This is a genomic window from Prochlorococcus marinus subsp. marinus str. CCMP1375, from assembly GCF_000007925.1.
GTDB classification, from domain to species: domain Bacteria; phylum Cyanobacteriota; class Cyanobacteriia; order PCC-6307; family Cyanobiaceae; genus Prochlorococcus_E; species Prochlorococcus_E marinus.
In genome coordinates this window covers 766,116-787,828 of record NC_005042.1, presented here as the reverse complement: position 1 = coordinate 787,828, position 21,713 = coordinate 766,116, and the positions used below count along the sequence as shown (strand labels likewise).

At 37.2% G+C, this 21,713-nt stretch carries 24 protein-coding genes; 12 read left to right on the top strand and 12 right to left on the bottom strand.

Annotation, left to right across the window (positions count from 1 at the left end; all coding sequences use genetic code 11):
- Positions 1-13 precede the first annotated feature (13 nt).
- The 9 genes from lpxD to fba all read left to right on the top strand — a co-directional run bounded on the left by lpxD (position 14) and on the right by fba (position 8,698).
- Positions 14-1,051: a UDP-3-O-(3-hydroxymyristoyl)glucosamine N-acyltransferase gene (gene lpxD, locus PRO_RS04255; RefSeq protein WP_011125015.1), complete on the top strand. Its 1,038-nt coding sequence runs from the start codon at positions 14-16 to the stop codon at positions 1,049-1,051.
- Between the two features lie 39 nt (positions 1,052-1,090).
- Positions 1,091-2,179, top strand: coding sequence for a 3-isopropylmalate dehydrogenase (leuB, locus tag PRO_RS04250; RefSeq protein WP_011125014.1), 1,089 nt, complete (start codon positions 1,091-1,093; stop codon positions 2,177-2,179).
- A gap of 90 nt (positions 2,180-2,269) precedes the next feature.
- On the top strand, positions 2,270-3,169 hold the full coding sequence (locus tag PRO_RS04245; protein WP_011125013.1) for a phosphoribulokinase: 900 nt from the start codon (positions 2,270-2,272) through the stop codon (positions 3,167-3,169).
- A gap of 136 nt (positions 3,170-3,305) precedes the next feature.
- Entirely contained in the window at positions 3,306-3,833 is a 528-nt protein-coding gene (locus PRO_RS04240; protein WP_052044448.1) for a prepilin peptidase, read from the top strand.
- Positions 3,834-3,866: 33 nt separating this feature from the next.
- Positions 3,867-4,745, top strand: coding sequence for an acetyl-CoA carboxylase, carboxyltransferase subunit beta (gene accD / locus PRO_RS04235; protein ID WP_011125011.1), 879 nt, complete (start codon positions 3,867-3,869; stop codon positions 4,743-4,745).
- Positions 4,746-4,750: 5 nt separating this feature from the next.
- The gene (locus PRO_RS04230; RefSeq protein ID WP_036892224.1) at positions 4,751-5,137 is read left to right on the top strand and encodes a hypothetical protein; all 387 of its coding nucleotides are present in this window, start codon (positions 4,751-4,753) and stop codon (positions 5,135-5,137) included.
- Between the two features lie 8 nt (positions 5,138-5,145).
- Complete coding sequence (locus PRO_RS04225) at positions 5,146-6,258, top strand: Gfo/Idh/MocA family protein (protein ID WP_011125009.1); 1,113 nt, start codon at positions 5,146-5,148, stop codon at positions 6,256-6,258.
- 148 nt (positions 6,259-6,406) lie between these two features.
- Positions 6,407-7,474, top strand: a complete 1,068-nt coding sequence (locus PRO_RS04220) for a class I fructose-bisphosphate aldolase (RefSeq protein ID WP_011125008.1) — start codon at positions 6,407-6,409, stop codon at positions 7,472-7,474.
- Between the two features lie 150 nt (positions 7,475-7,624).
- Positions 7,625-8,698, top strand: coding sequence for a class II fructose-bisphosphate aldolase (fba, locus tag PRO_RS04215; RefSeq protein ID WP_011125007.1), 1,074 nt, complete (start codon positions 7,625-7,627; stop codon positions 8,696-8,698).
- A 56-nt stretch (positions 8,699-8,754) separates the two neighbouring features.
- Here fba and purQ read toward each other — a convergent pair whose 3' ends face one another.
- From purQ to PRO_RS04190, 5 genes are all read right to left on the bottom strand, one after another.
- Positions 8,755-9,411 carry a phosphoribosylformylglycinamidine synthase subunit PurQ gene (gene purQ / locus PRO_RS04210; RefSeq protein ID WP_011125006.1) on the bottom strand — a complete coding sequence of 219 codons (657 nt, stop codon included), beginning with the start codon at positions 9,409-9,411 and terminating at the stop codon, positions 8,755-8,757.
- Positions 9,412-9,423: 12 nt separating this feature from the next.
- Entirely contained in the window at positions 9,424-9,696 is a 273-nt protein-coding gene (gene purS / locus PRO_RS04205; RefSeq protein WP_011125005.1) for a phosphoribosylformylglycinamidine synthase subunit PurS, read from the bottom strand.
- A gap of 115 nt (positions 9,697-9,811) precedes the next feature.
- Positions 9,812-10,003 (bottom strand): Zn-ribbon protein, encoded by a 192-nt coding sequence (locus tag PRO_RS04200; RefSeq protein WP_011125004.1) that lies wholly within the window; start codon positions 10,001-10,003, stop codon positions 9,812-9,814.
- A gap of 99 nt (positions 10,004-10,102) precedes the next feature.
- Positions 10,103-11,176, bottom strand: coding sequence for a cobalamin biosynthesis protein CobW (gene cobW / locus PRO_RS04195; protein WP_011125003.1), 1,074 nt, complete (start codon positions 11,174-11,176; stop codon positions 10,103-10,105).
- A gap of 30 nt (positions 11,177-11,206) precedes the next feature.
- A complete protein-coding gene (locus PRO_RS04190; RefSeq protein ID WP_011125002.1) occupies positions 11,207-11,719 on the bottom strand; it encodes a pentapeptide repeat-containing protein in 513 nt (170 codons plus the stop codon).
- 68 nt (positions 11,720-11,787) lie between these two features.
- Here PRO_RS04190 and PRO_RS04185 point away from each other — a divergent pair, with 68 nt between their 5' ends.
- From PRO_RS04185 to ilvD, 3 genes are read left to right on the top strand one after another with little or no spacing between them, the layout of a single operon-like run.
- Complete coding sequence (locus PRO_RS04185; RefSeq protein WP_011125001.1) at positions 11,788-12,405, top strand: uracil phosphoribosyltransferase; 618 nt, start codon at positions 11,788-11,790, stop codon at positions 12,403-12,405.
- Between the two features lie 24 nt (positions 12,406-12,429).
- Positions 12,430-12,729 carry a membrane protein gene (locus tag PRO_RS04180; RefSeq protein WP_011125000.1) on the top strand — a complete coding sequence of 100 codons (300 nt, stop codon included), beginning with the start codon at positions 12,430-12,432 and terminating at the stop codon, positions 12,727-12,729.
- Positions 12,730-12,769: 40 nt separating this feature from the next.
- On the top strand, positions 12,770-14,446 hold the full coding sequence (ilvD, locus tag PRO_RS04175) for a dihydroxy-acid dehydratase (RefSeq protein WP_011124999.1): 1,677 nt from the start codon (positions 12,770-12,772) through the stop codon (positions 14,444-14,446).
- On the opposite strand, the gene PRO_RS04170 is transcribed toward ilvD, so the two are convergent.
- The 7 genes from PRO_RS04170 to glpX all read right to left on the bottom strand — a co-directional run bounded on the left by PRO_RS04170 (position 14,447) and on the right by glpX (position 21,524).
- A complete protein-coding gene (locus tag PRO_RS04170) occupies positions 14,447-14,854 on the bottom strand; it encodes a hypothetical protein (protein ID WP_011124998.1) in 408 nt (135 codons plus the stop codon).
- A complete protein-coding gene (locus PRO_RS04165) occupies positions 14,841-15,395 on the bottom strand; it encodes a CIA30 family protein (protein WP_011124997.1) in 555 nt (184 codons plus the stop codon). The genes PRO_RS04170 and PRO_RS04165 overlap by 14 nt, the downstream gene beginning before the upstream one ends.
- A 74-nt stretch (positions 15,396-15,469) precedes the next feature.
- Positions 15,470-16,183 carry a 6-phosphogluconolactonase gene (gene pgl / locus PRO_RS04160; protein WP_011124996.1) on the bottom strand — a complete coding sequence of 238 codons (714 nt, stop codon included), beginning with the start codon at positions 16,181-16,183 and terminating at the stop codon, positions 15,470-15,472.
- Between the two features lie 7 nt (positions 16,184-16,190).
- The gene (gndA, locus tag PRO_RS04155) at positions 16,191-17,609 is read right to left on the bottom strand and encodes an NADP-dependent phosphogluconate dehydrogenase (RefSeq protein WP_011124995.1); all 1,419 of its coding nucleotides are present in this window, start codon (positions 17,607-17,609) and stop codon (positions 16,191-16,193) included.
- A gap of 155 nt (positions 17,610-17,764) precedes the next feature.
- Positions 17,765-19,060: a glucose-1-phosphate adenylyltransferase gene (locus PRO_RS04150; protein ID WP_011124994.1), complete on the bottom strand. Its 1,296-nt coding sequence runs from the start codon at positions 19,058-19,060 to the stop codon at positions 17,765-17,767.
- Positions 19,061-19,173: 113 nt separating this feature from the next.
- A complete protein-coding gene (locus PRO_RS04145; RefSeq protein WP_011124993.1) occupies positions 19,174-20,487 on the bottom strand; it encodes a glutamyl-tRNA reductase in 1,314 nt (437 codons plus the stop codon).
- Between the two features lie 32 nt (positions 20,488-20,519).
- Positions 20,520-21,524, bottom strand: coding sequence for a class II fructose-bisphosphatase (gene glpX, locus PRO_RS04140; RefSeq protein WP_011124992.1), 1,005 nt, complete (start codon positions 21,522-21,524; stop codon positions 20,520-20,522).
- Positions 21,525-21,713 lie beyond the last annotated feature (189 nt).

The window sequence follows — 21,713 nt, the reverse complement described above, 5'->3', positions numbered from 1 at the left end:
TATTTATTTAATTATGGAATTTAGTAAATTAATAGAAATTCTAAATAATGGAGATTCTGGTCTAATAGATCATAATTTATCATCTAATCCTGAAATTAATTCAGCAGCTTCTCTCGAGAAAGCAGAAGTAAATCAAATTAGTTTTATTGAGAATGCGAGCTATCTTTTTAATGAAATCAATCAAACTAAAGCTTCAGCACTAATTCTTGGAGAAAAGGTTGACATAACAGAAAAATTAGATTTAAAGAATATTGCTTGGGTAACAGTTAAAAACCCTAGAATTGCTTTTGCAGAAATATTAGAAGAAATTAATCCTACAAAAGTTTTCCCTGAAAGTATTCATCCATCTGCTGTCATAGGTAATAATGTAAAGATAGGAAAAAACATATATATTGGTGCAAATGTATGCATTGATTCAAATACCAGAATTGGTGATAATTCAATTATTCACTCAGGGGTAGTGATTTATGAAAATGTTGTTATAGGTAAAAATAACGAGTTACATGCAAATTGCGTTATTCATCAATATTCAAATCTAGGAGATAATTGTATAATCAACTCAAATGCAGTTATTGGGTCAGAAGGGTTTGGGTTTATTCCAACAAAAAGAGGCTGGAGAAAGATGCCTCAAACAGGAAAAGTAATATTAGGAGATAATGTTGAAATAGGTTCTTGTTCAACTGTAGACAGACCTGCTGTTGGTGACACTGTCATTGGTTCAGGGACAAAAATAGACAACCTAGTTCAAGTTGGACATGGTGTTCAAATTGGCAACCATTGTGCAATGGCTTCTCAAGTAGGTATCGCAGGTGGGGCAAAAATAGGAGATGGGGTTATTCTTGCAGGCCAAGTTGGAGTAGGAAATCGTGTAAAGGTAGGCTCAAATGTAATAGCAAGCTCCAAGTGCGGTATTCATACTGATATCGAACCTGAGCAAGTAGTTAGCGGATTTCCTGCTATCCCAAATAAGCTTTGGTTAAGATGTGCAGCAAATTTCAAAAAGCTGCCTGAACTGGCAAAAGTAATTAAGAAACTTAATGGTTCTGTTTAAGATTAGAGAATTGAAAAATAAAAGCCGAAAAGTCACCTAATGGCCTCTCACAAAATAACCCTTTTAACTGGCGATGGGATTGGTCCTGAAATCTCAATTGTTGCAAAAAAAATACTTGCTGCCTTAAGTGAAAAACATAGTATTACTTTCACCATTGAAGAGAAACCATTTGGTGGTCAAGCTATTGAATTAACAGGGAAACCACTACCTGAAGATACTCTAAATTCATGTAAAGCAAGTGATGCCGTACTCCTAGCAGCTATAGGAGATCCGAAATATGACGATCTTCCCAGGGATCTCAGGCCTGAAACTGGCCTTCTTAACTTAAGAGCAGGCCTAAACCTATTTGCAAATATAAGACCAATAAAAATACGTCAAGCCTTAATAAGTTCAAGTTCATTGAAAAGTGAAATAATCAAAGATGTTGATCTAGTCGTCGTAAGAGAATTAACTGGTGGTATATATTTTGGCCAACCAAAAGGAAGAATTTCTACTGAAGAAGCAGGTGAAAGGGCTTTTAATACTATGACTTATTCAGATTATGAAATAGACAGAATCGCTAAAATAGCATTTGATTTATCAGAAACTAGAAGAAAAAAGATATGTTCTATCGACAAAGCAAATGTACTGGAAGTAAGCCAACTCTGGAGAGAAAGAGTTATAAAGGCTCAAGAACAATATCCCAATATCGAATTAACTCATCAGTATGTAGACAATGCAGCAATGCAATTAGTTAGAGAACCAGCTCAGTTTGACGTAATACTTACAAGCAATCTTTTTGGGGACATTATTAGTGATGAAGCCGCAATGCTTACTGGCTCAATAGGAATGCTCCCATCAGCATCTCTTGGAGAAGATGGTCCTGGCGTTTTTGAACCTGTACATGGTTCAGCACCTGATATCGCTCACAAAAACTTAGCCAATCCGATTGCAATGATTCTTTCAACAGCAATGATGCTGAGAACAGGTTTGATGGAATATAAAGCAGCTACAGATCTAGAGAATGCCATTGATAAGGTTCTGGGAAAAGGATTTAGAACAATTGATTTAAATAGAGATCAATCAAATACAAAATTAGGTTGCAGGGAAATGGGAGACCAAATCATCAAAGCAATTAATGGAATATAAATTACAAGATTAAGAAAGTGTCTCGAACAATCCAAAACTAATACTATGACCTGCGAAAATCTATAAGTAATTTTTAAAGACAGAGCAGAGATGTCGAAGCGCCATCCAGTAGTTGCTGTTACAGGTTCATCAGGAGCTGGTACAAGTACCGTAAAAAGAGCCTTTGAGCATATTTTTGCTCGGGAAGAAATAATACCTGCTGTTGTAGAGGGGGATAGTTATCACAGATTTGAAAGAAGTCCTATGAAAGAAGCAATGGCTGAGGCTCTTGCAAAAGGGGAAAATTTCTCTCATTTTGGTCCTGAAGCAAATTTGTTTGACAAGCTCGAGGAACTCTTCCAAACATATGGACAAAATGGAGGTGGCAAAAAAAGATACTATTTACATAGTCCAGAAGAAGCTGAAGAGCATAATTCAAGACTAGGGACAAAATTAATCCCCGGTCAGTTCACTCCATGGGAAGAAATTCCCAAAGGTACTGATGTACTTTTCTACGAAGGTTTACATGGTGGTGTTGTTGGAGATAATTATGATGTTGCTAAGTATGCTGATCTATTAGTAGGAGTAGTTCCAATAACTAATCTAGAATGGATTCAAAAAATTCATCGTGACAATGCTGAAAGGGGATATTCAGCAGAAACAATTGTAGAAACAATCTTGAGAAGAATGCCTGATTATATTAATCATATTTGCCCTCAATTTAGTCGTACTGATATAAACTTTCAACGAGTTCCAACTATTGACACCTCAAATCCATTTATATGTAGAAACATACCAACTCCAGATGAAAGTTTTGTTATTATTCACTTTCGTAAAGGAGCTAGAGAAAAATGGGGAATAGACTTTCAATACCTTTTAGGCATGATAAATGATTCTTTTATGTCAAGTCCAACAAGTATTGTTGTAAATGGAGGCAAAATGGGTTTTGCTATGGAGCTAATACTTACGCCAATTATTCATCGTATGATCGAAGAAAAGAAATCAGCATAGATTAAATTAATTACTATATTTACAATAATAAATTTACTTTGCTTAATCAGTTCTATAAGTTTAGCAAGTAGATTGTAAAATGTATATGAAAATTTTATTTTCTATAGTATATACATTAATAACTATTTGCATCTACATGCAATTATCTTTTACTGCAAGTAATACATTTATCAATTCCTCAATTCAACTAAATGTCACGATCGCGGGAATACTTTTTTATATCTCTATTTACGATATATTCAATCAAAGAATACCTAAATTTCTTGTAGAGATATGTATACTAAATATTATTTTAACATGCATACTAAGGCCATTAAATATTAATCAAGAGCTTATTATTAAGCATGTGATTGCTTCCATTACTTCTTTTGGAGTAATGCAATTAATTTCCATTATTTCGCATAAAACAACAAATAAAACATTGCTTGGATCAGGTGACGCAAAGTTAGCGTCACTAGGAGGCGCAATTTTAGGATTAAATGGTATCTGGACTGCTATTGCCTTTGCCTTTATTGCTGCTGGAATATTCTCCGTCGTAGGTCAACTGACTGGGTTGCTAAAGAGATGGCAGCCTTTCCCATTTGCACCTTTTATTTGTATAGGCATTCAAAGTGTATGGATTCTTGGCAATGACTTTTGGCTTGTTGATGGATTTGTAAGATAATAAAGTCATACAGACCTAGGAATCCTTTAGCTTGTGTCTTTATTCGATTGGTTTGCCGCAAGAAGAAAAGATCAGTTCGTTGGGAAAGTCATCCAAGAAACTGAGGAAAGTGATGGGTTATGGGGCAAATGTCCTGAATGTGGCCAAGTTGTTTATAGAAAAGACCTTCTCACCAACGCAAACGTATGTAGCAATTGTGGGCATCACAGCAGAATAAATAGCGAGGAGAGAATCAAATTAATAGTTGATCAAGGTAGTTTTATTGCTCTAGACAAGAATCTTGCTCCTATAGACCCTCTAGGATTTAAAGATAGACGCGCATATGCCGATAGGCTAAGAGAAAGTCAAGCCAGTACTGGTCTAAAGGATGGTGTAACAACAGGTGTCTGCAGAGTAGAAGAAATACCTTTAGCTCTAGCAGTAATGGATTTTAGATTTATGGGCGGATCAATGGGATCTGTTGTTGGTGAAAAAATTACTCGTCTAATAGAAAAAGCTACATCAAAAAAGCTTCCTTTATTAATTGTCTGCGCATCAGGAGGGGCACGAATGCAAGAAGGAATGCTAAGTCTGATGCAAATGGCAAAAATATCAGGTGCCTTAGAACGTCATAGAGAAGCAAATCTTTTATATATGCCATTACTTACTCACCCAACCACTGGAGGTGTAACTGCGAGTTTTGCAATGCTAGGCGATTTAATACTTGCAGAACCTAAAGCATTAATTGGTTTTGCAGGAAGAAGAGTAATCGAACAGACACTCAGAGAAAAATTACCAGAAAATTTCCAAACAGCTGAATATCTACTTGAGCATGGTTTTGTAGATAAAATCATACCTCGCACAGAACTCAGAAAAACACTTGGGAAACTATTACGTCTTCATGGATTCCAAAAAATAACTATAAGTACCTAACTTGAATGTTTAAATTAATCATCAGAATCGGGATCTACTTATTGTTAATCTCAGGTATATTAATCACTCCACAAAGAAATAACAGTGTATTAGCTTTAGATTCTAAATGGATAGAAGTTATTCCTTCAAAAGCTGGTCAACAATGGTTGGATAAAGATAGTCTAAACAAAATCACAGAAACCAAGATCTCAATCCACACTCGTTTTAGACCTCATAGTAGTAAAAATAAAGCTAATCTTGAAGATATTGATTATATAATGAATATAGATTGCTTAAATAAGCTTTATTTTGATGAATCAATTGATGGAATTAATCAATTTACAAAAAATTGGAAAAATTCAGAGGGTGATTTACTTATTGATGAGACAATCGAATCAGCCTGCTCTTACTAGTTAAATAAATGCAATCTACAAACATAAATAAAAAATCAAAAATAGGTGTTGGATTGGCAGGGTTAGGTTTTGGAGAAAAAGTACATTTACCAGGATTATTTTCAAGTCAAGATCTGGAACCAATTGCACTATGGCATCCACGACCAGATCGTTTAAATGACGCTTGTAAAACTCATGATCTTAAGGGATACGACAATTGGTCAGCCCTACTTAATAATGCCGATATAGATGCAGTAATAATTGCCACTCCTCCAGAACCTCGTTTTAAACTTGCGTATGACGCACTTCAAGCAGGGAAACATCTTCTACTAGAAAAACCAGTTGCTTTAAATAGCGAAGAGATATTAGAGCTCCAGAGCTTATCAATTAAAAAAAAGCTTTCTGTAGCTGTTGACTTTGAATACAGAGCTGTACCTCTTTTCATGCAAGCAAAGCAAATGATAGATGATGACCTTATAGGAACACCTTGGTTAATAAAACTTGACTGGCTTATGAGTAGTCGTGCTGATGAAAGTAGAGCTTGGAATTGGTATTCCGAAAAACAAAGCGGAGGAGGCGTCATTGGTGCTCTTGGAACTCATGCTTTTGACTTATTACATTGGTTTTTTGGTCCTACTAAAAACATAAACGGACTAACATCAACATCTATCCAAAAAAGACCTTCTATCAAAAGCAAAAAACTAGAAAATGTGACAAGTGAAGATATCTGCTTGGCTCAATTAGAACTTTCTAATTTCAAATCACAGCAACCAATTCCTGCACAAGTTACACTTTCAGCCGTTTCAAGGTATGGAAGAGGATTCTGGCTTGAGATTTATGGAAACAAAGGCACTTTAATACTCGGTAGCGATAATCAAAAAGATTATGTTCATGGGTTTGGATTATGGTTTGGTGAAAAAGGTAAAAAGGTTTGTCCCATTACACCAGTAAGTAATCTTGCTTTTGATAGGACTTGGGAAGATGGACGTATTGCTCCAGTTGCAAGAATTCAAAATTGGTGGGCTGAAAGTATAAATAAAGGGAATCCAGTAATTCCTGGCTTAACGGAAGGTTTATTAAGCCAAAGAGTATGTGAAAAGGTTGATCAATCATACAAATCTGGAATGAGACTAACTATCTAAGTCCACTTAATCAGCGCGTTCAAAAAGAAACTAATTGAAGAATTGATCTATTTGCAGGTATTTTTTGATACTTGGAAGTGAGTATTAAATGAAAACCTTAAGCCCATGATCTGAAAAAATTTACTAACTTTATTTTCACTAAATTAAAATGGCTCTTAGTTATTACAAAGAAGAATTAAAGAAGACTGCTTCTTCTCTTGCCACATCAGGCAAAGGGATACTTGCAGTAGACGAATCTACAAAAACAATTGGGAAAAGGCTTGCATCTATCAATGTAGAAAATACAGAAGAAAATAGAAAAGCCTATAGAGGATTACTCTTTACCACTGAGGGACTAGGAGAATACATAAGTGGAGCAATCCTTTTTGAGGAGACTCTTTTTCAGGCACATCCTGATGGAGAACCAATGGTCAAGAAACTTGAGAAACTAGGTGTTATTCCAGGAATTAAAGTTGATAAAGGCTTACGCCCATTAGCGGGTGGTAATGATGTTGAAACATTTTGTTCTGGCTTAGATGGTCTTGTGGAAAGGTCTTCTGACTATTACGCACAAGGTGCTCGTTTTGCTAAATGGAGAGCAGTGCTACAAATAACAAATAATGGTTCTCCATCAAAACTATCTATAAAGGAAAATGCTTGGGGCCTAGCACGTTATGCGAGATCAGTTCAAGAATCTGGATTGGTTCCTATAATTGAACCAGAGATACTTATGGATGGTTCTCACAGCATAAACAAAACTGCCGAAGTGCAAGAAGAGGTAATAAAAGAGGTTTATATGGCGTGTCAGCTTAATGGTGTTTTTTTAGAAGGTACTCTTTTAAAACCTTCAATGACAGTTCAGGGAGCTGATTGTAAAGACAAAGCAGATCCTCAAAAGATCTCTGAATTAACAATTAGGACTATGGAAAGATGTGTACCAGCATCTGTGCCTGGGATTGTTTTCCTCTCTGGAGGATTAAGTGAAGAAGCTGCTTCTATTTACTTGAACTTAATGAACAAACAGCCAAGAAAAGCAAATTGGAATGTAGGTTTTTCTTATGGGAGGGCTCTTCAGCACTCATGTCTTAAAGAATGGGGTGGCAAAAATTTAGAAGCTGGACAGAAAGCTCTGCTGGCTAGAGCTCAAGCAAATTCCGAGGCGTCAAAAGGGATTTATGTAGCAGGGTCTCAACCATCATCTGATGAAGCTCTGTTCGTTGCAGGGTACAAATATTAAATTTTTTACTGTCCAAAAAATAAGTTTTACTCAAAAAAGGTAATTTTGTGTCTGAATGACGTGACATTTCATACCTTTATCTTCTAAAGTCCTGGTCCTTTGGCCTAGGACTTTTTTTTGCCTAGGCCCAATGATATTTCTGAGAAACCAATGGCTCTTGTTCCACTAAGACTCCTCCTTGACCATGCCGCTGAAAATGGCTATGGCATTCCTGCTTTTAACGTAAATAATCTGGAGCAAGTTCAGGCAATTATGGAGGCAGCCTCAGAAACTGATAGTCCAGTAATTCTTCAGGCTTCTAGAGGTGCTCGGACTTATGCAGGTGAAATTTTTCTTCGTCACCTAATTATTGCGGCCACAGAAACATACCCAAACATACCTGTTGTAATGCACCAAGATCATGGGAATGATCCTTCAACATGCTATTCAGCAGCAATAAATGGATTTACATCTGTGATGATGGATGGCTCTTTAGAAGCTGATGCAAAAACACCATCAAGTTATGAATACAATGTTGCTGTAACTAAAAAGGTTGTTGATTTTGCTCATTCAGTTGGAGTGAGTGTTGAAGGCGAACTAGGTTGCCTTGGATCTCTAGAAACAGGCAAAGGAGAAGCAGAGGATGGCCATGGCTTTGAAGGCGAGCTTTCAAAAGACATGTTGCTAACTGATCCTTCAGAAGCTTCTGATTTTGTTGCAAAAACCAAAGTCGATGCTCTTGCGATAGCGATTGGAACAAGTCACGGTGCCTATAAATTCACAAGGAAGCCAACCGGTGAAGTTCTTGCAATTAGTAGAATTGCAGAAATTCATAAAGCAATACCAAACACTCACCTTGTAATGCATGGATCAAGCTCTGTTCCTCAAGAATGGTTAGACATGATCAACAAATTTGGTGGTGCAATTCCTGAAACATATGGAGTTCCTGTCGAAGAAATACAAGAAGGAATAAGAAATGGGGTAAGGAAAGTAAACATCGACACTGATAACCGTCTTGCATTTACTGCAGCTGTTAGGGAAGCTGCAGCAGCTGATCCAACCAATTTTGATCCAAGGCATTTCAACAAACCAGCTAGAAAATATATGAAGCAGGTTTGTCTTGACCGCTATCAACAATTTTGGTGTGCTGGACAGGCAAGTAAGATTAAACAAGAAAGTACAAATTACTATTCTGGCTTATACGCAAAAGGTACTTTAGATCCTAAAGCTGCAGTTGCTGTATAAATCAAATTAGAGATTATTAATAAAAAGAAAGTTAACTACTCTTTTTATTAATAATCTCAATTAGACAAAAGGGCTTGCAAAATTTTTATACCATCAATCCCTCCTATATCTTTATCGGCAGCCCTCTCAGGGTGAGGCATCATACCTAAAACATTACCTGATTTATTAGTAATTGCAGCAATATCATTTATTGAACCATTAGGATTATTTTTATACTTAAGGGCAATTGAATCCTCATCTTGAAGCTTTTTAAGTATTGATTCACTGCACTGATAACGTCCTTCGCCATGAGCAATTGGAAGGAATATATTCTTACTTTGATTATAATTTTTAAACCATTGCGTCCTTTGACTAGAAATTAACAATGGAACGGTATCACAAATAAAATGTAGTTCTTGATTGCGAGTTAAAGCTCCCGGCAATAATCCAAGCTCTGTAAGTATTTGAAAACCATTACATATTCCGAGAACTTTCCCCCCCTTATTAACAAATTCAAGAAGAGAAGAAAGGACCGGGGCAAATCTTGCTATGGCTCCACATCTCAAATAATCTCCGTAGCTAAAACCTCCAGGAAGCACGACTGCTTCTAAACCATTTAGATCAGTTGATTCATGCCAAAGGAAGCGTGTTGACATTCCAAGGCATCCTTGTGTAGCCCAATGCACATCTCTGTCACAATTAGATCCTGGGAAAACAACAATACCAATAGTCATTGAATGAGCTCTTTAATCATGATTGGATGAATAAGCAGAATCAAGCTGTAAGCTCCAATTCTCTATGACAGGATTAGAAAGCAATCTGTCACTAAGTATTTCAACTTGCTCTATTGCATCTTGTTTATTAGGCGCTTCAATTTCGATATCTATGGCTTTACCAATCCTCACTTTACTTATACCTTTAACCCCAAGTTTTATAGCGGCTGATTTTGCAGCCTCTCCAGCTGGGTCTAAAACCGAAGGTCTTAAACTAACCTGAACCTTAGCTTTGAAATTGGGCACTTTACTTGTTCAATGGATTTTAAAGGACTAGCTTCAATAGAATTAGAAGTATTCCTTGGAGTTAAAATTAAGGTAAGAGCTAAAGCAAAAATTATCAATATCTTTAATAAATTAACTATGAAGCTATTTTCATTTGTCCTCTTCCAAGGCAATGAAGACAAGTGTGATAACAGTTTGGACTGCTTTTCATGTATCCATTACCTCCACAATGTTGACATAACAAATGTTCAACCGGTCTTCCCGATACTGAAGGAGTATTTTCTTTGTCTTCTTTTTCCAAAGAAGATTTGAGCAATTCTAAACTCACGTTAACAAGTGAAAATGAAGAAAAAAGTTGATTTATTTAATTTTCGCTGCTAGTTAATGATTAAACAAGCAGATAGTTATATAAATTTCCATTTAGAGATTAAGAAAACCTTTTATTAAAACCCAATTGAATTTCATTTTCAAGTCCTTCTTTAAGAGATAGAGCTACCAGTTCAAGACCTCCTTGCTCTGGCCTCCAAACATCTTCAGGAGCTTTTTCAAACCAAGTAGACATTCTTGGGCCAACCATTTGAACCTGAAGAGGTAAAGGTTTGTCAGGGAGCCAAAAACGTCCCTTAAGCCTTAGAATTTGAAAATTTTGAACCAAAGGCATTAGCACATTCTTTATTTCTGATTGAGTAATATTTGCTTCAAAACAAATAGAAGTACTAATGACCTCTAAATGTTCATGTTCATGTTCATGTTCATGTTCATGTTCATGTTTAGATGAAATTTTATTTGAGAAAAATGAGCTATGTGAATCCTTATCGTTTCGAAGCCCAAGAATTAAAGAAGGGTTTATTTCACCATAAGAGATTGGAAGAATAGCTGTCCCCTCTCTTAATCCGCTAGAAATATCAATTTTTATTGATTCAACTACATTGGAATCCACCAAATCCGATCTACTTAATAAAACAAGATCCGCACAAGTAAGTTGATCAGAGAAAAGATCTTTAATTGGCGTAATATGATCAATACTTTCATCTAGCTTACGTTGTTCTTCTAGAGCCTTAACGTCTCCTACTGGACTACCAAGAGATAAAGCTTGACTATCTACTAAAGTTACAACTCCATTAATAAAAACTTTTGATCTAATTTGTGGCCATTCAATAGCCTGAAGAAGAGGCTTAGGCAAAGCAAGGCCGCTTGTTTCAATTACGATTCCATCCAAGCTTTCAGAACGAGATAATAATTTCTCCATAGTAGGCAAGAAATCATCTTGAACGGTGCAGCATAAGCATCCATTATTTAATTCAACAAGCCTGCCTTCCATATCATCTTCTGGACAAAATCCACAACTGCGAATGAGATCACCATCTAAACCAACACTCCCAAATTCATTAACTATTACAGCTAAACGTTGATTACTATTTTTAAGAAGATTGCGCAAAAGAGTAGTCTTACCAGCACCTAGGAAGCCTGTAATTACAGTGACTGGTATACGACTAGACATAGGTAAAAGCTATTTAAAATTATTCCATAATCAACAGCCGAGACTATAACTAGTAGATATTCCTGTAGATGAATTCGTTCCATCTGCTATGGAACATAACTGTTTTTGTTGTATTCGACTTAATACAGCATCAGTAAAATCAGCCCCCTCTATTATTGCATTATTAAAACTGCTTTCCATTAATAATGCGTTACTAAGATTTGAATCTGTCAAATCAGCATCCTCGAAATCGCTTGCATATGCCAAAGCATCTTTAAGATTAGCTCCATGCAAATCTGCCCCATTTAATTTGCTGTTATTAAAAACTGCTCCAGTCAGATTTGAATCTCTGAAATTAATACCTCTCAAATCAAACTTCACAAATTCATAGCCGCTTAGATCTTGACCATGCATATCCTGAGTAATGTTTAAGTCATCTTGATTTCTTATTTCAGGAGGTCTTTTTGCCCAACTCTCAGGAACTCCTGCAAAAAGAAGGGCAATTAAAACACCCATTAAAATAATGGTTTTAAAACGAGATAAAAGAGAAATAATTTTTGCCATAGAATCTAATTAAAGCAAAAAACTAGTAATTTATTTATTCACGTTATTGCAAATACAAAAAAATCATCATGGCCATGACATTGCGTGTTGTAATTCCACCACATCCTTTAATTGGGCATTGGCTATCAATTCTTCGAATTGAATCAACACCTTCTCCAATCTACTCAACTGCATTAGAGCAATTAGGTAAATGGCTTACCTATGAAGCGTTAAGAGATTGGTTGCCTAATTCAAAAAGAGAAATTAATACTAAACAAGGCAAAACCGAAGGAATATTAATTGAAACGCAAATCCCTTTAATAATCATTCCAAACTTACCAGGAGGGTTGCAAATGTGGCAAGGAGCCAGAGAAATACTACCAAACGCCTCTTTATGTCTGGGATGTATACCACAGACAATAGAAAGGAATGCTGGGATTATTGTCTATTGCGACCAAATAGATTCCGGCAAAAACCTTTTACAGAATCTTGAGAGGCTGAAAACATTAGGAGTTGAATCACCTCGAATAAGAATAATAACTGCATTGGCCTCAACTTATGGATTGAAAGAGATAGGAGAGAATTTCCCAGATTTAAAAATATATGCGGCATCTGTTGATCCAACACTTTCTGAAAATGGCGAGATTATTCCTGGAATAGGTAATCCATCACTTCGACTTAATACAATAATTACTCCATCGCATTAGTATTAAGGAAAGAAAAAAAATTCTATGGATCAATATCGAGACTCAACAACTGGCAGCTTAGGTTCTCTTATAAGTGGTGCCATTTTAGGAGCCGCAGGTCTTGCTTTATGGCTTTTTTCAGAAGCTGAAAAAAGACAGCAAACTAGAAAGCAAAAAGCAATGCTATATGCTCCAAGGATTCAAGATGGATCAGAAGCTTTCGAGAGCGCTTCGGTAACCAATCAAGACAAGAAAAGTGAAAAATTAGAACAACGTGTTGAAAAATTAAATGCAGCTATTGCTGACGTTAGGAAACAACTAGAAGACCTTGGTGAAAAAGATTAATCTTACTTTCACCTTTACGATTTTATTATTTATTCAGTAAATGAAGCTTAGATCAAGCGCAATAACTCAAGGCGTACAGAGATCGCCAAACAGAGCAATGCTTCGTGCTGTTGGGTTTGAAGACGATGATTTCAACAAACCAATAATAGGTATTGCAAATGGGTATAGCACTATCACGCCTTGTAATATTGGGCTAAATGATTTGGCAAAACAAGCAGAAAAAGCAATAAAGGATTGGGATGGTATGCCTCAAATGTTTGGAACAATTACTGTTAGTGATGGAATATCTATGGGGACTGAAGGGATGAAATACTCCTTGGTCTCTAGAGAAGTAATAGCCGATTCAATAGAAACTGCATGCAATGCTCAAAGCATGGATGGAGTGTTAGCAATAGGTGGTTGCGATAAAAACATGCCTGGTGCAATGCTAGCCATGGCAAGAATGAATATTCCAGGGATATTTGTTTATGGGGGAACGATCAAACCAGGAAAATTAAATGGCGAGGATTTGACAGTTGTAAGTGCATTTGAAGCTGTGGGGCAATTAACTAGTGGGAAAATAACAAAAGAAAAATTGATTGAGGTTGAAAAACATTGCATTCCAGGGGCTGGTAGTTGTGGAGGTATGTTTACAGCAAACACAATGTCAGCAGCCATTGAAGCTATGGGACTAAGTCTTCCTCACAGTTCAACCATGGCTGCTGAGGATCAAGAAAAAATAAAAAGTACTCAAAAAAGTGCCGAGGTTCTTATTAAAGCTATCAAGGAAAATATTCGCCCATTAGATTTATTAACCAAGCAAGCATTCGAGAATGCAATAAGTGTAGTAATGGCAGTTGGGGGCTCTACAAATGCTGTGCTTCATCTTTTAGCAATTGCTCATTCATCGGGAGTTGAACTTTCTCTTGACGAATTTGAAAAGATACGTCAACGAGTTCCGGTACTTTGTGATTTAAAGCCCAGTGGTAAATATGTGACTGTTGACCTACACAAAGCAGGAGGCATTCCACAAGTCATGAAAATACTTCTTGAAGCAGGATTGATTAATGAAAATTGTAGAACAATAGAAAACAAAACAATCAAGGAAATGCTGCTCGATGTTCCCGCAGAGCCCCCATCAGATCAGGATGTTATTCGGCCTTTCGATTCGCCGGTCTATAAAAAAGGTCATTTAGCAATTCTCAAAGGAAATCTTGCAACTGAGGGAAGCGTTGCAAAAATCAGTGGTATAAAAGAACCAATCCTTACAGGTCCAGCAAAAGTATTTGAAAGTGAAGAAGATTGCTTAAAAGCAATACTTACTGAACAAATTCACTCAGGTGATGTAGTAGTCATAAGAAATGAAGGCCCAGTTGGTGGGCCAGGGATGAGAGAAATGCTCGCTCCAACATCTGCAATTGTTGGTCAAGGTCTTGGTGAAAAAGTTGCTTTAATTACTGACGGACGTTTTAGTGGCGGAACATATGGACTAGTAGTTGGTCATGTCGCACCAGAAGCAGCCGTTGGAGGGAATATTGCTCTAATTCAAGATGGTGACAGCATAACTGTTGATGCTATTCAAAAACTCATTCAAGTAAATATCGAAGAAGCAGAATTAAAAAGACGACGTTCACTTTGGGTTAAGCCAAAGCCCAAATACAATTCAGGAGTTCTTGGGAAATATGCAACTTTGGTTAGTAGTTCAAGCAAAGGTGCTGTAACTGATCAGAACTGTTAATTAATACTCGCTTTCAAAATCAAACAAAGCTCTAATCCTTCTAGCTAATGCTTCTAAACAAGAGCCCCCATTCGGCATTGTGGAACGTTTTCCACTTTCCGAATCCATCCATATCGAATGTTTGCCATGCCACAGTATCTGCCTATCAGGAAAAGAAAGCCAAGCCAGAGTAATACTTAAATCATCACCACTCTTGAAGATTTCAAGCTCCAAATCATTTTCAGGTAAACGTTCACCATCTTCATCTCTACATTCGACTCGTAGAGTCATATCAAGAAAATCATCCTCAGAAGAAGGTGTCGATTTTGGTGAGTTATCTACAACAGAATGTCTCCATGGCTTCATGCATAAATCACAAGCCTTAGCAATTTCTGTGATTAAATCATTGTCGGAATCAAGAATATGCACTAATAGAATGAATAAGAATTAAAAATTTACCAGCTCTAAATCCCAAGTTTGAGTTCCCATCAGCACCAAACTTAGAATGGAGAAGTTGAAACTGACTAATTGAATTAGCACTAAACTTTATTGGCAATCGAACAGGTCTTGCCCTGATAGTAGGTTTAAAAGAGTCAAAAGGTATCTTTGCTTGAGTAATCCCAGACTTCAATGTCTTGAACTCAGCGACCCATCTAAGTCCTCCAGATAAATAATCTGTAACTCGCGTAAAACCATCACCACATGAAATAGCGAATTTCAATGTTCTTCCCTGACCTTCAACATCTAGTTGTATGCCAAGAAAAGCAGAAAGATCTAAAGGTGGTGATAACGCTGGGGAACGACAACTAACAAAACCGCCATTCTCTTCAATCAAATCCCCTTCAAGGCTAAGCCCTTTAGAAGTGACTTGACATACTGCTGTACTTGAACCACCCATAATAGTGTCATTGATGGTCATCCAATTAGAGAACTCATCAGAACTAGCAATCAACAAAGCATCTGCAACCATTTAGAGCAAGCACCATTTGATCATTAAAAACTTAAATCGTTAGGGAAACAAAAACTCCTATTTATACAAATAGTTCAAATAAGTTTTGCTGCAGCTTCATCAGTAAAAATTATCACTTCAGAATCAGGCTTGACTAGTCGTGCTGGAGTTCTTTCAAATGACTCTAAAGGATCCAATAACCGCTTTAAAGCTATTTGCTTCGATTCTCCACTAACTAAAAATATAACTTTTGCGGCAGAACAAAGCACTTCAGCTGTAAGTGATATACGTTGCTGCCCTTTCCCCTGACCAATAGTTGCATAAGCACCTTTTACATATAAAGATTGAGAATTTGGGAACAAAGAAGCTGTGTGTCCATCTTCACCAAGGCCAAGGAGTATTAAATCAAATCTAGGAGGATCCCCTTCGCATAAGTGGTTGATTACTTTGGAGAATTCACTAACACTATCTTCAGGTGTGTTAAGTTCTGTCGTTGGAATTGGATGAAAACAAGCTTTCGCTCCTGGCCCAGAAGCCATTAATGTTCTACGAAGCATTAATGCATTGCTTGATTCATCTTGATGAGAGACCCATCTCTCATCTCCCAAAACCACATCTACAAGATTCCAAGGTAAGTTCTCTTCTCGTAAAAGTGAATAAGCCATACATGGAGTAGAGCCACCAGAAAGAGCAATTTGGAAACGTTCCTTTGTTTTAAGCTCAGCAATAATAGTTTTACTAACATATTCACTAGTCAGTTGAGCCAGTGTGACTTGATCTTTAGCTCTATGAATATTGAAAACAGTCATAATCTTTTTAATTAATCCATTCAGTATGAAACGAACCTTCTTTATCTATACGTTCATAAGTATGTGATCCAAAGCAATCACGCATAGCCTGAACTAGATTTTGTGGCAACCTAGCAGTTCTATAACTATTTATATAATCCAAAGTGCTACTAAAACATGGAACTGGAACTCCAGTCTGCGCGGCAACAGCCACTGTTTTTGTAAGCCCTGGCAATCTATTTTTAATTTGTTCGGCAAACCATGGATCCATTAGTAGATTTGTTAATTGTGGTTCGTTATTAAAAGCATCTTGTATTCTTTGCAAGAGTGTGGAACGTATGATGCAGCCTCCTTTCCAAATTTGAGCAATAGAAGGCATATGAAGATCATATTTATATTCTTCAGAAGCTAAACGAAGAATTTCCATACCTTGTGCATAACTCGCAATCGTAGACAAAACAACCGCATCCATTATTGGAGACATTCCATTTGATGGTGAGCCAAGGTCAGTTCTTTCGATAGATAGCTTGCCAAATACTTTTTCCGCCTTGACTCTCTCAGATTTCATAGAACTCATTACACGCCCATTCAGAGAAGCGTAAATGGTAGGGACCGAGGCCCCCAGTTGTAAGGCACTTACAACTGTCCATAATCCAGTTCCTTTTTGACCTGCTTTGTCCATTATTTTCTCAACAAGATCAGCTCCGTCGGTTGGATCCTTAGTTCGTAAACAAATTTCTGTAATTTCAACAAGATAGGAAGATAATTCTTCTGTTTTATTCCAAATACCAAAAACGTCAGAAATCTCATCACAATTCATTTTGCAGACTCGTTTCATCAAGTCATAGCCTTCAGAAAGTATCTGTTCTATTCCATATTCAATTCCATTGTGTACTGTTTTAACAAAATGGCCCGAACCTCGTGGACCTATATAAGTAACACAAGGTCCATCATCTACTTGAGCTGCCATTTTGTTCAAAAGATTTTCTATTGCTTTATAAGAAGCTTTTGTTCCACCAGGCATCATGCTTGGTCCTTCCAAGGCTCCCTTTGCCCCTCCTGAAACACCCATTCCTATATAACCAAAACTTTTACTCTCAAGTTCTAAGACTCTTCTTTCAGTATCTGAAAACAATGCATTCCCTCCATCAATCAATAGGTCATCTTCTTGCAAATAAGGTGATATTTGTTCGATAACAGCATCGGTCGCCGCTCCTGCTTTTACCATCATCAAAATCCTTCTAGGCCTCTCTAATTTGTTAACAAAATCCTGAAGATCACTGGCGCCAGATATTTTTTTCCCTAAGCCTTTACCATTTAAAAAAGCCTCGGTTTTTGAATAAGTTCGATTATAAACAACGCTAGAGAACCCATTCCTTTCAGCATTAAGGACGAGATTTTCTCCCATTACTCCAAGACCAACCAAACCAAAATGTGCCTTGGACATATCAATGCATTTATTAACTTTGACAAGTGTGACTAAGGGGCCGTGGTTATGTGGGATTTTTTGAGGAATGTCAGGGATGTCCCATTCTTAAGGCAGTCAAAATTTTGAAAAATGGTATGTTTCTGGAAAAAATCAATAAGCAATAACAAAGGAACCTAGATAATCGTTCCATCAAGAATGCTGGCGTTTTTAACAACAACAACTATTCCATTGCGAATATAGAAGCCCTGATCAGCTCGATCAGCTTCCTCAATGCGATCTTTATTTATGATTGTGACATTCTCTCCAATTCGTGTATTCTTATCCAAAATCGCCCTTTTGACGGTCGTTCCCTGACCTACTCCAAGAGGAATTCCACCTCCTTTTCTTAAAGCAATTCTTTCTTCAGCTGATTCATAGAAATCTGAACCCATAACAAGTGAATCTTCGAGAACTACATCACTCTCAATTCTGCTTCTAACGCCTAAAACGCAATGATGAATACTGCAAGATTTGAGAATAGATCCTTCTCCCACAATGGAATCTGTTATTTGAGCATCAACTAATTTTGAAGGAGGTAAATATCTTGCCCGAGTATATATAGGGAATTTTTCATCATAGAAACTGAAAGGAGGCGTCGGCTGTTGAGTTAAAGCCAAATTAGATTCATAGAAGGCTCCAATAGTCCCAATATCTTCCCAATAAGCATCAAAAACATAGCTTTTTAGAGCATCACCCCTACTTAAGGCTTCTGGGATAACTTCCTTCCCAAAGTCTTTATAAGATGGGTACTTATTAAGTAAATCAAAAAGCGTAGAGCGGCTAAAGACATAAATACCCATAGAAGCAAGATATGGTCTTTCTTTTGCAGAATCTGGAGAAAGTCCAAAACGTGAAGTATCTACAGCCATTGCTTTAAGAGCTTCTCCAGAGGGTTTCTCCTTAAACTCTCTTATGTTTCCATCATTGTCAGTTCGCATTAACCCAAAACCCTCTGCCTGTGCTCCATCTACTGGAAGTGCTGCAACTGTTAAATCTGCGCCTGTTTCACGATGATGCTCTACGAATAAACTGTAATCCATCCGATAAAGTTGATCACCAGAAAGTATTAGATACTCATCAACATCCCACTCTTGAAATAACCATTGATATTTCCTTACAGCATCGGCTGTGCCTTCAAACCATGAAGGACTTTCGGGAGTCTGTTGCGCGGCTAAAACTTCTACAAAACCTTGCGCAAAAGGAGAACTAAGATTATATGTCTGAGCAAGATGCCTATTAAGAGAAGCACTGTTGAACTGAGTCAAGACGTACATCTTGGTGATATTCGAATTAATACAATTGCTTATTGGAATATCTATCAAGCGATATTTGCCCGCTAAAGGTACAGCAGGTTTAGCCCTCATTTTAGTTAAGGGATAAAGGCGGGAACCTTTGCCCCCCCCAAGAATGATCGCCAGTACTCTCTTCATATCGCCTTGAAAATAGGCTTTGCAAACCTACTTGATGATGGTCTAAGAAAAGCAATTTGATAGACAGTTGAATTAAGAGTTCTATGAATCATCATCTGAAGTCCTTAAAGATGTTATTGATCATTTTCTGAAACACCTAACTCAAAAAGGGATTCAACAATTTTCAAGGATTCCTTTCTTTGCGAGCTTGGCTGAGGAGCTCTTAGATTTGTTACAGGTGTATGAAGGATCTTATTAATAATTCCTTTACTTAATGCTTCGACAACTTTGCGTTCCCTAGCAGAAAAATCCGGTCCCATTCTACTTAAAGCTTTTTGTAACTCTTCTTTTCTTATCGATTCCAGGTTAGACCTTAAACGATTAATAGTGGGTACAGCTTCCAAACTTGCCCACCATTCTAAAAAGACTCTTGCTTCCTCATCTATCAAGTTCTGAGCTTCAATAGCTATCTGTTGTCTTGCATCTTGATTACGAGCAACAACTTCTTGAAGATCATCTACATCATAAGCTTCAAAACCAGGCAAACCTGATACATCTGAAGCAATATTTCTTGGAACACCTATATCTATTAACCTCAATAAATTATTGTTTCTTTTGAATCCACTCAAAAGTTCTGAATTAATTATTGGCGTATTGGAAGCAGTACTTGTAAAAATCAAGGTAGAAAACTCAATACATTTATCAAGATCATCTAAAAGCCCACATTTAACATCTAAATCAGGGAAATCCTTAGCAAGAGACTCAGCTCTATTCAAAGTTCTATTCAAAAGGGTTAATTTTGAACAACCTTTTGACTGTAAATGCTGAATAAGCAATCGACTCATTCGTCCCGCGCCAATAACTGCAACTTTTTCAGACTGAAGTGTCATCAATTGATCTTTCCCTAACGATTGACCAAGCTTCAATTGAGCGAGTTCAACTGCTGCTGAACTTATAGAGACTGCCCCAGTTCCTAAATTAGTATCTGAACGAACTTTTTTCCCTGTACTCACAGCCTGGGTAAGTAATCGATTTAATATTGGTCCAATAGATTTATAGTCTTGCCCAAGTCTCACCATTTTTTTGACTTGAGATAGTATCTGGCCTTCTCCTAATACCAAGCTATCTAAACCACCTGAAACCCTCATTAAATGATTAACAGCTTCTGCTTGATTAAAAGTAAATAAATGAGGGAATAAATCTTCTTTACTTAAACCAGAATGATCAATCAAGAATTCCTTTATGGCAGAAACTCCTAATTCTTGATTCTTAACTAACGCATATATCTCAAGCCGATTACATGTACTAAGAATAGAAACTTCAAGGACTTGTTCAGTCGCGTTCAAAGAACAAAAAGATTTCTCTATATGTTCATCAGAGATACTTAACTTCTCTCGGACTTCAACAGGTGCTGTCCTATGACTAAGCCCAACGACAGCAATATTCATAACTCAATTTTGTAAGTGATAGTAAACCCTCTTCAGCTCAAAGATATGCTCTTTGCACCATCCTTAATATGAACTGTATTTGTAAAACGAGCTGTACTATCAAGAGTGCTTATTACAAGACTGCTTGTACGTGTACAGTCCTTTTCAAATTTAACTCCATTAAATAACAAACCATCTGTAATACCACTTCCAGCAAAAACAACATTTTCTCCAGAAGCTAATTCATCTGCTTCATAAATCTTGTCACCATCTGTTATCCCCATTTCATTGAGTCGAGCAATATTTCCTTCTTTAGTGTAATCAGCCCACTCTTTAGTCATAGCTATTGCAGGATCGTAAACCAACTGCCCTTGAAAATGGCCTCCTAGAGCTCGCATTGCTGCTGCCGAAATAACCCCCTCTGGAGCAGCTCCAATTCCCATTAGACAATGAGTCCCTGTGCCTGCAAAGCCACATGCAATAGCAGCTTGAACATCACCATCTGAAATAGGTTGAACTCTTGCGCCAGTAGAACGGATTTCTGCTATTAAATCTTTATGCCTAGCTCTATCCATAACTACAATTGTCAGTTCACTCACAGCCATGCCAAGACAACTGCTAAGAATATTTATATTTTCTGTAGCAGATTTCCTAATATCAACTTTACCTTTTGCAGCAGGAGGAGCTGCCAGTTTCTTCATGTAAAAATCTGGTGCATTAAATAAACCACCACGATCAGAAGCAGCCAATACAGCCATAGAGCCTCGCTGATTATTAGCACAAAGATTGGTTCCTTCACATGGATCTACAGCAAAGTCAACTCCTGGTCCTGAACCACTCCCAACCTCTTCACCTATATAAAGCATAGGAGCCTCATCTCTTTCGCCTTCTCCTATAACTATCCTTCCCTGCATTTGAATGGATCCCATCCTTTTACGCATAGCCTCTACGGCAGCTGCATCAGCTTCGTCTTTCTGTCCTAAACCTGTTAGCTCGGCTGAGGCTATAGCTGCCTGTTCGACAACTTCGAGAATTTCTTGAATGAGAGTGCGGTCCACTAGCTTAATTTCGTTTGATAAGTTTTTAGAGAAAAAGAAGCCAGAATAGCTTGACTACAGATGATAAACGAATGTGTCTAATCAAAAGGAGTGACCTCTGCTGAGGTGCTTCTGGTTTGCTTAGCGGTGTCAACTGTATCAGTGGAAGGAATTACCTTTCTAGTTGCACCTTCAATTAATAGAATCTAT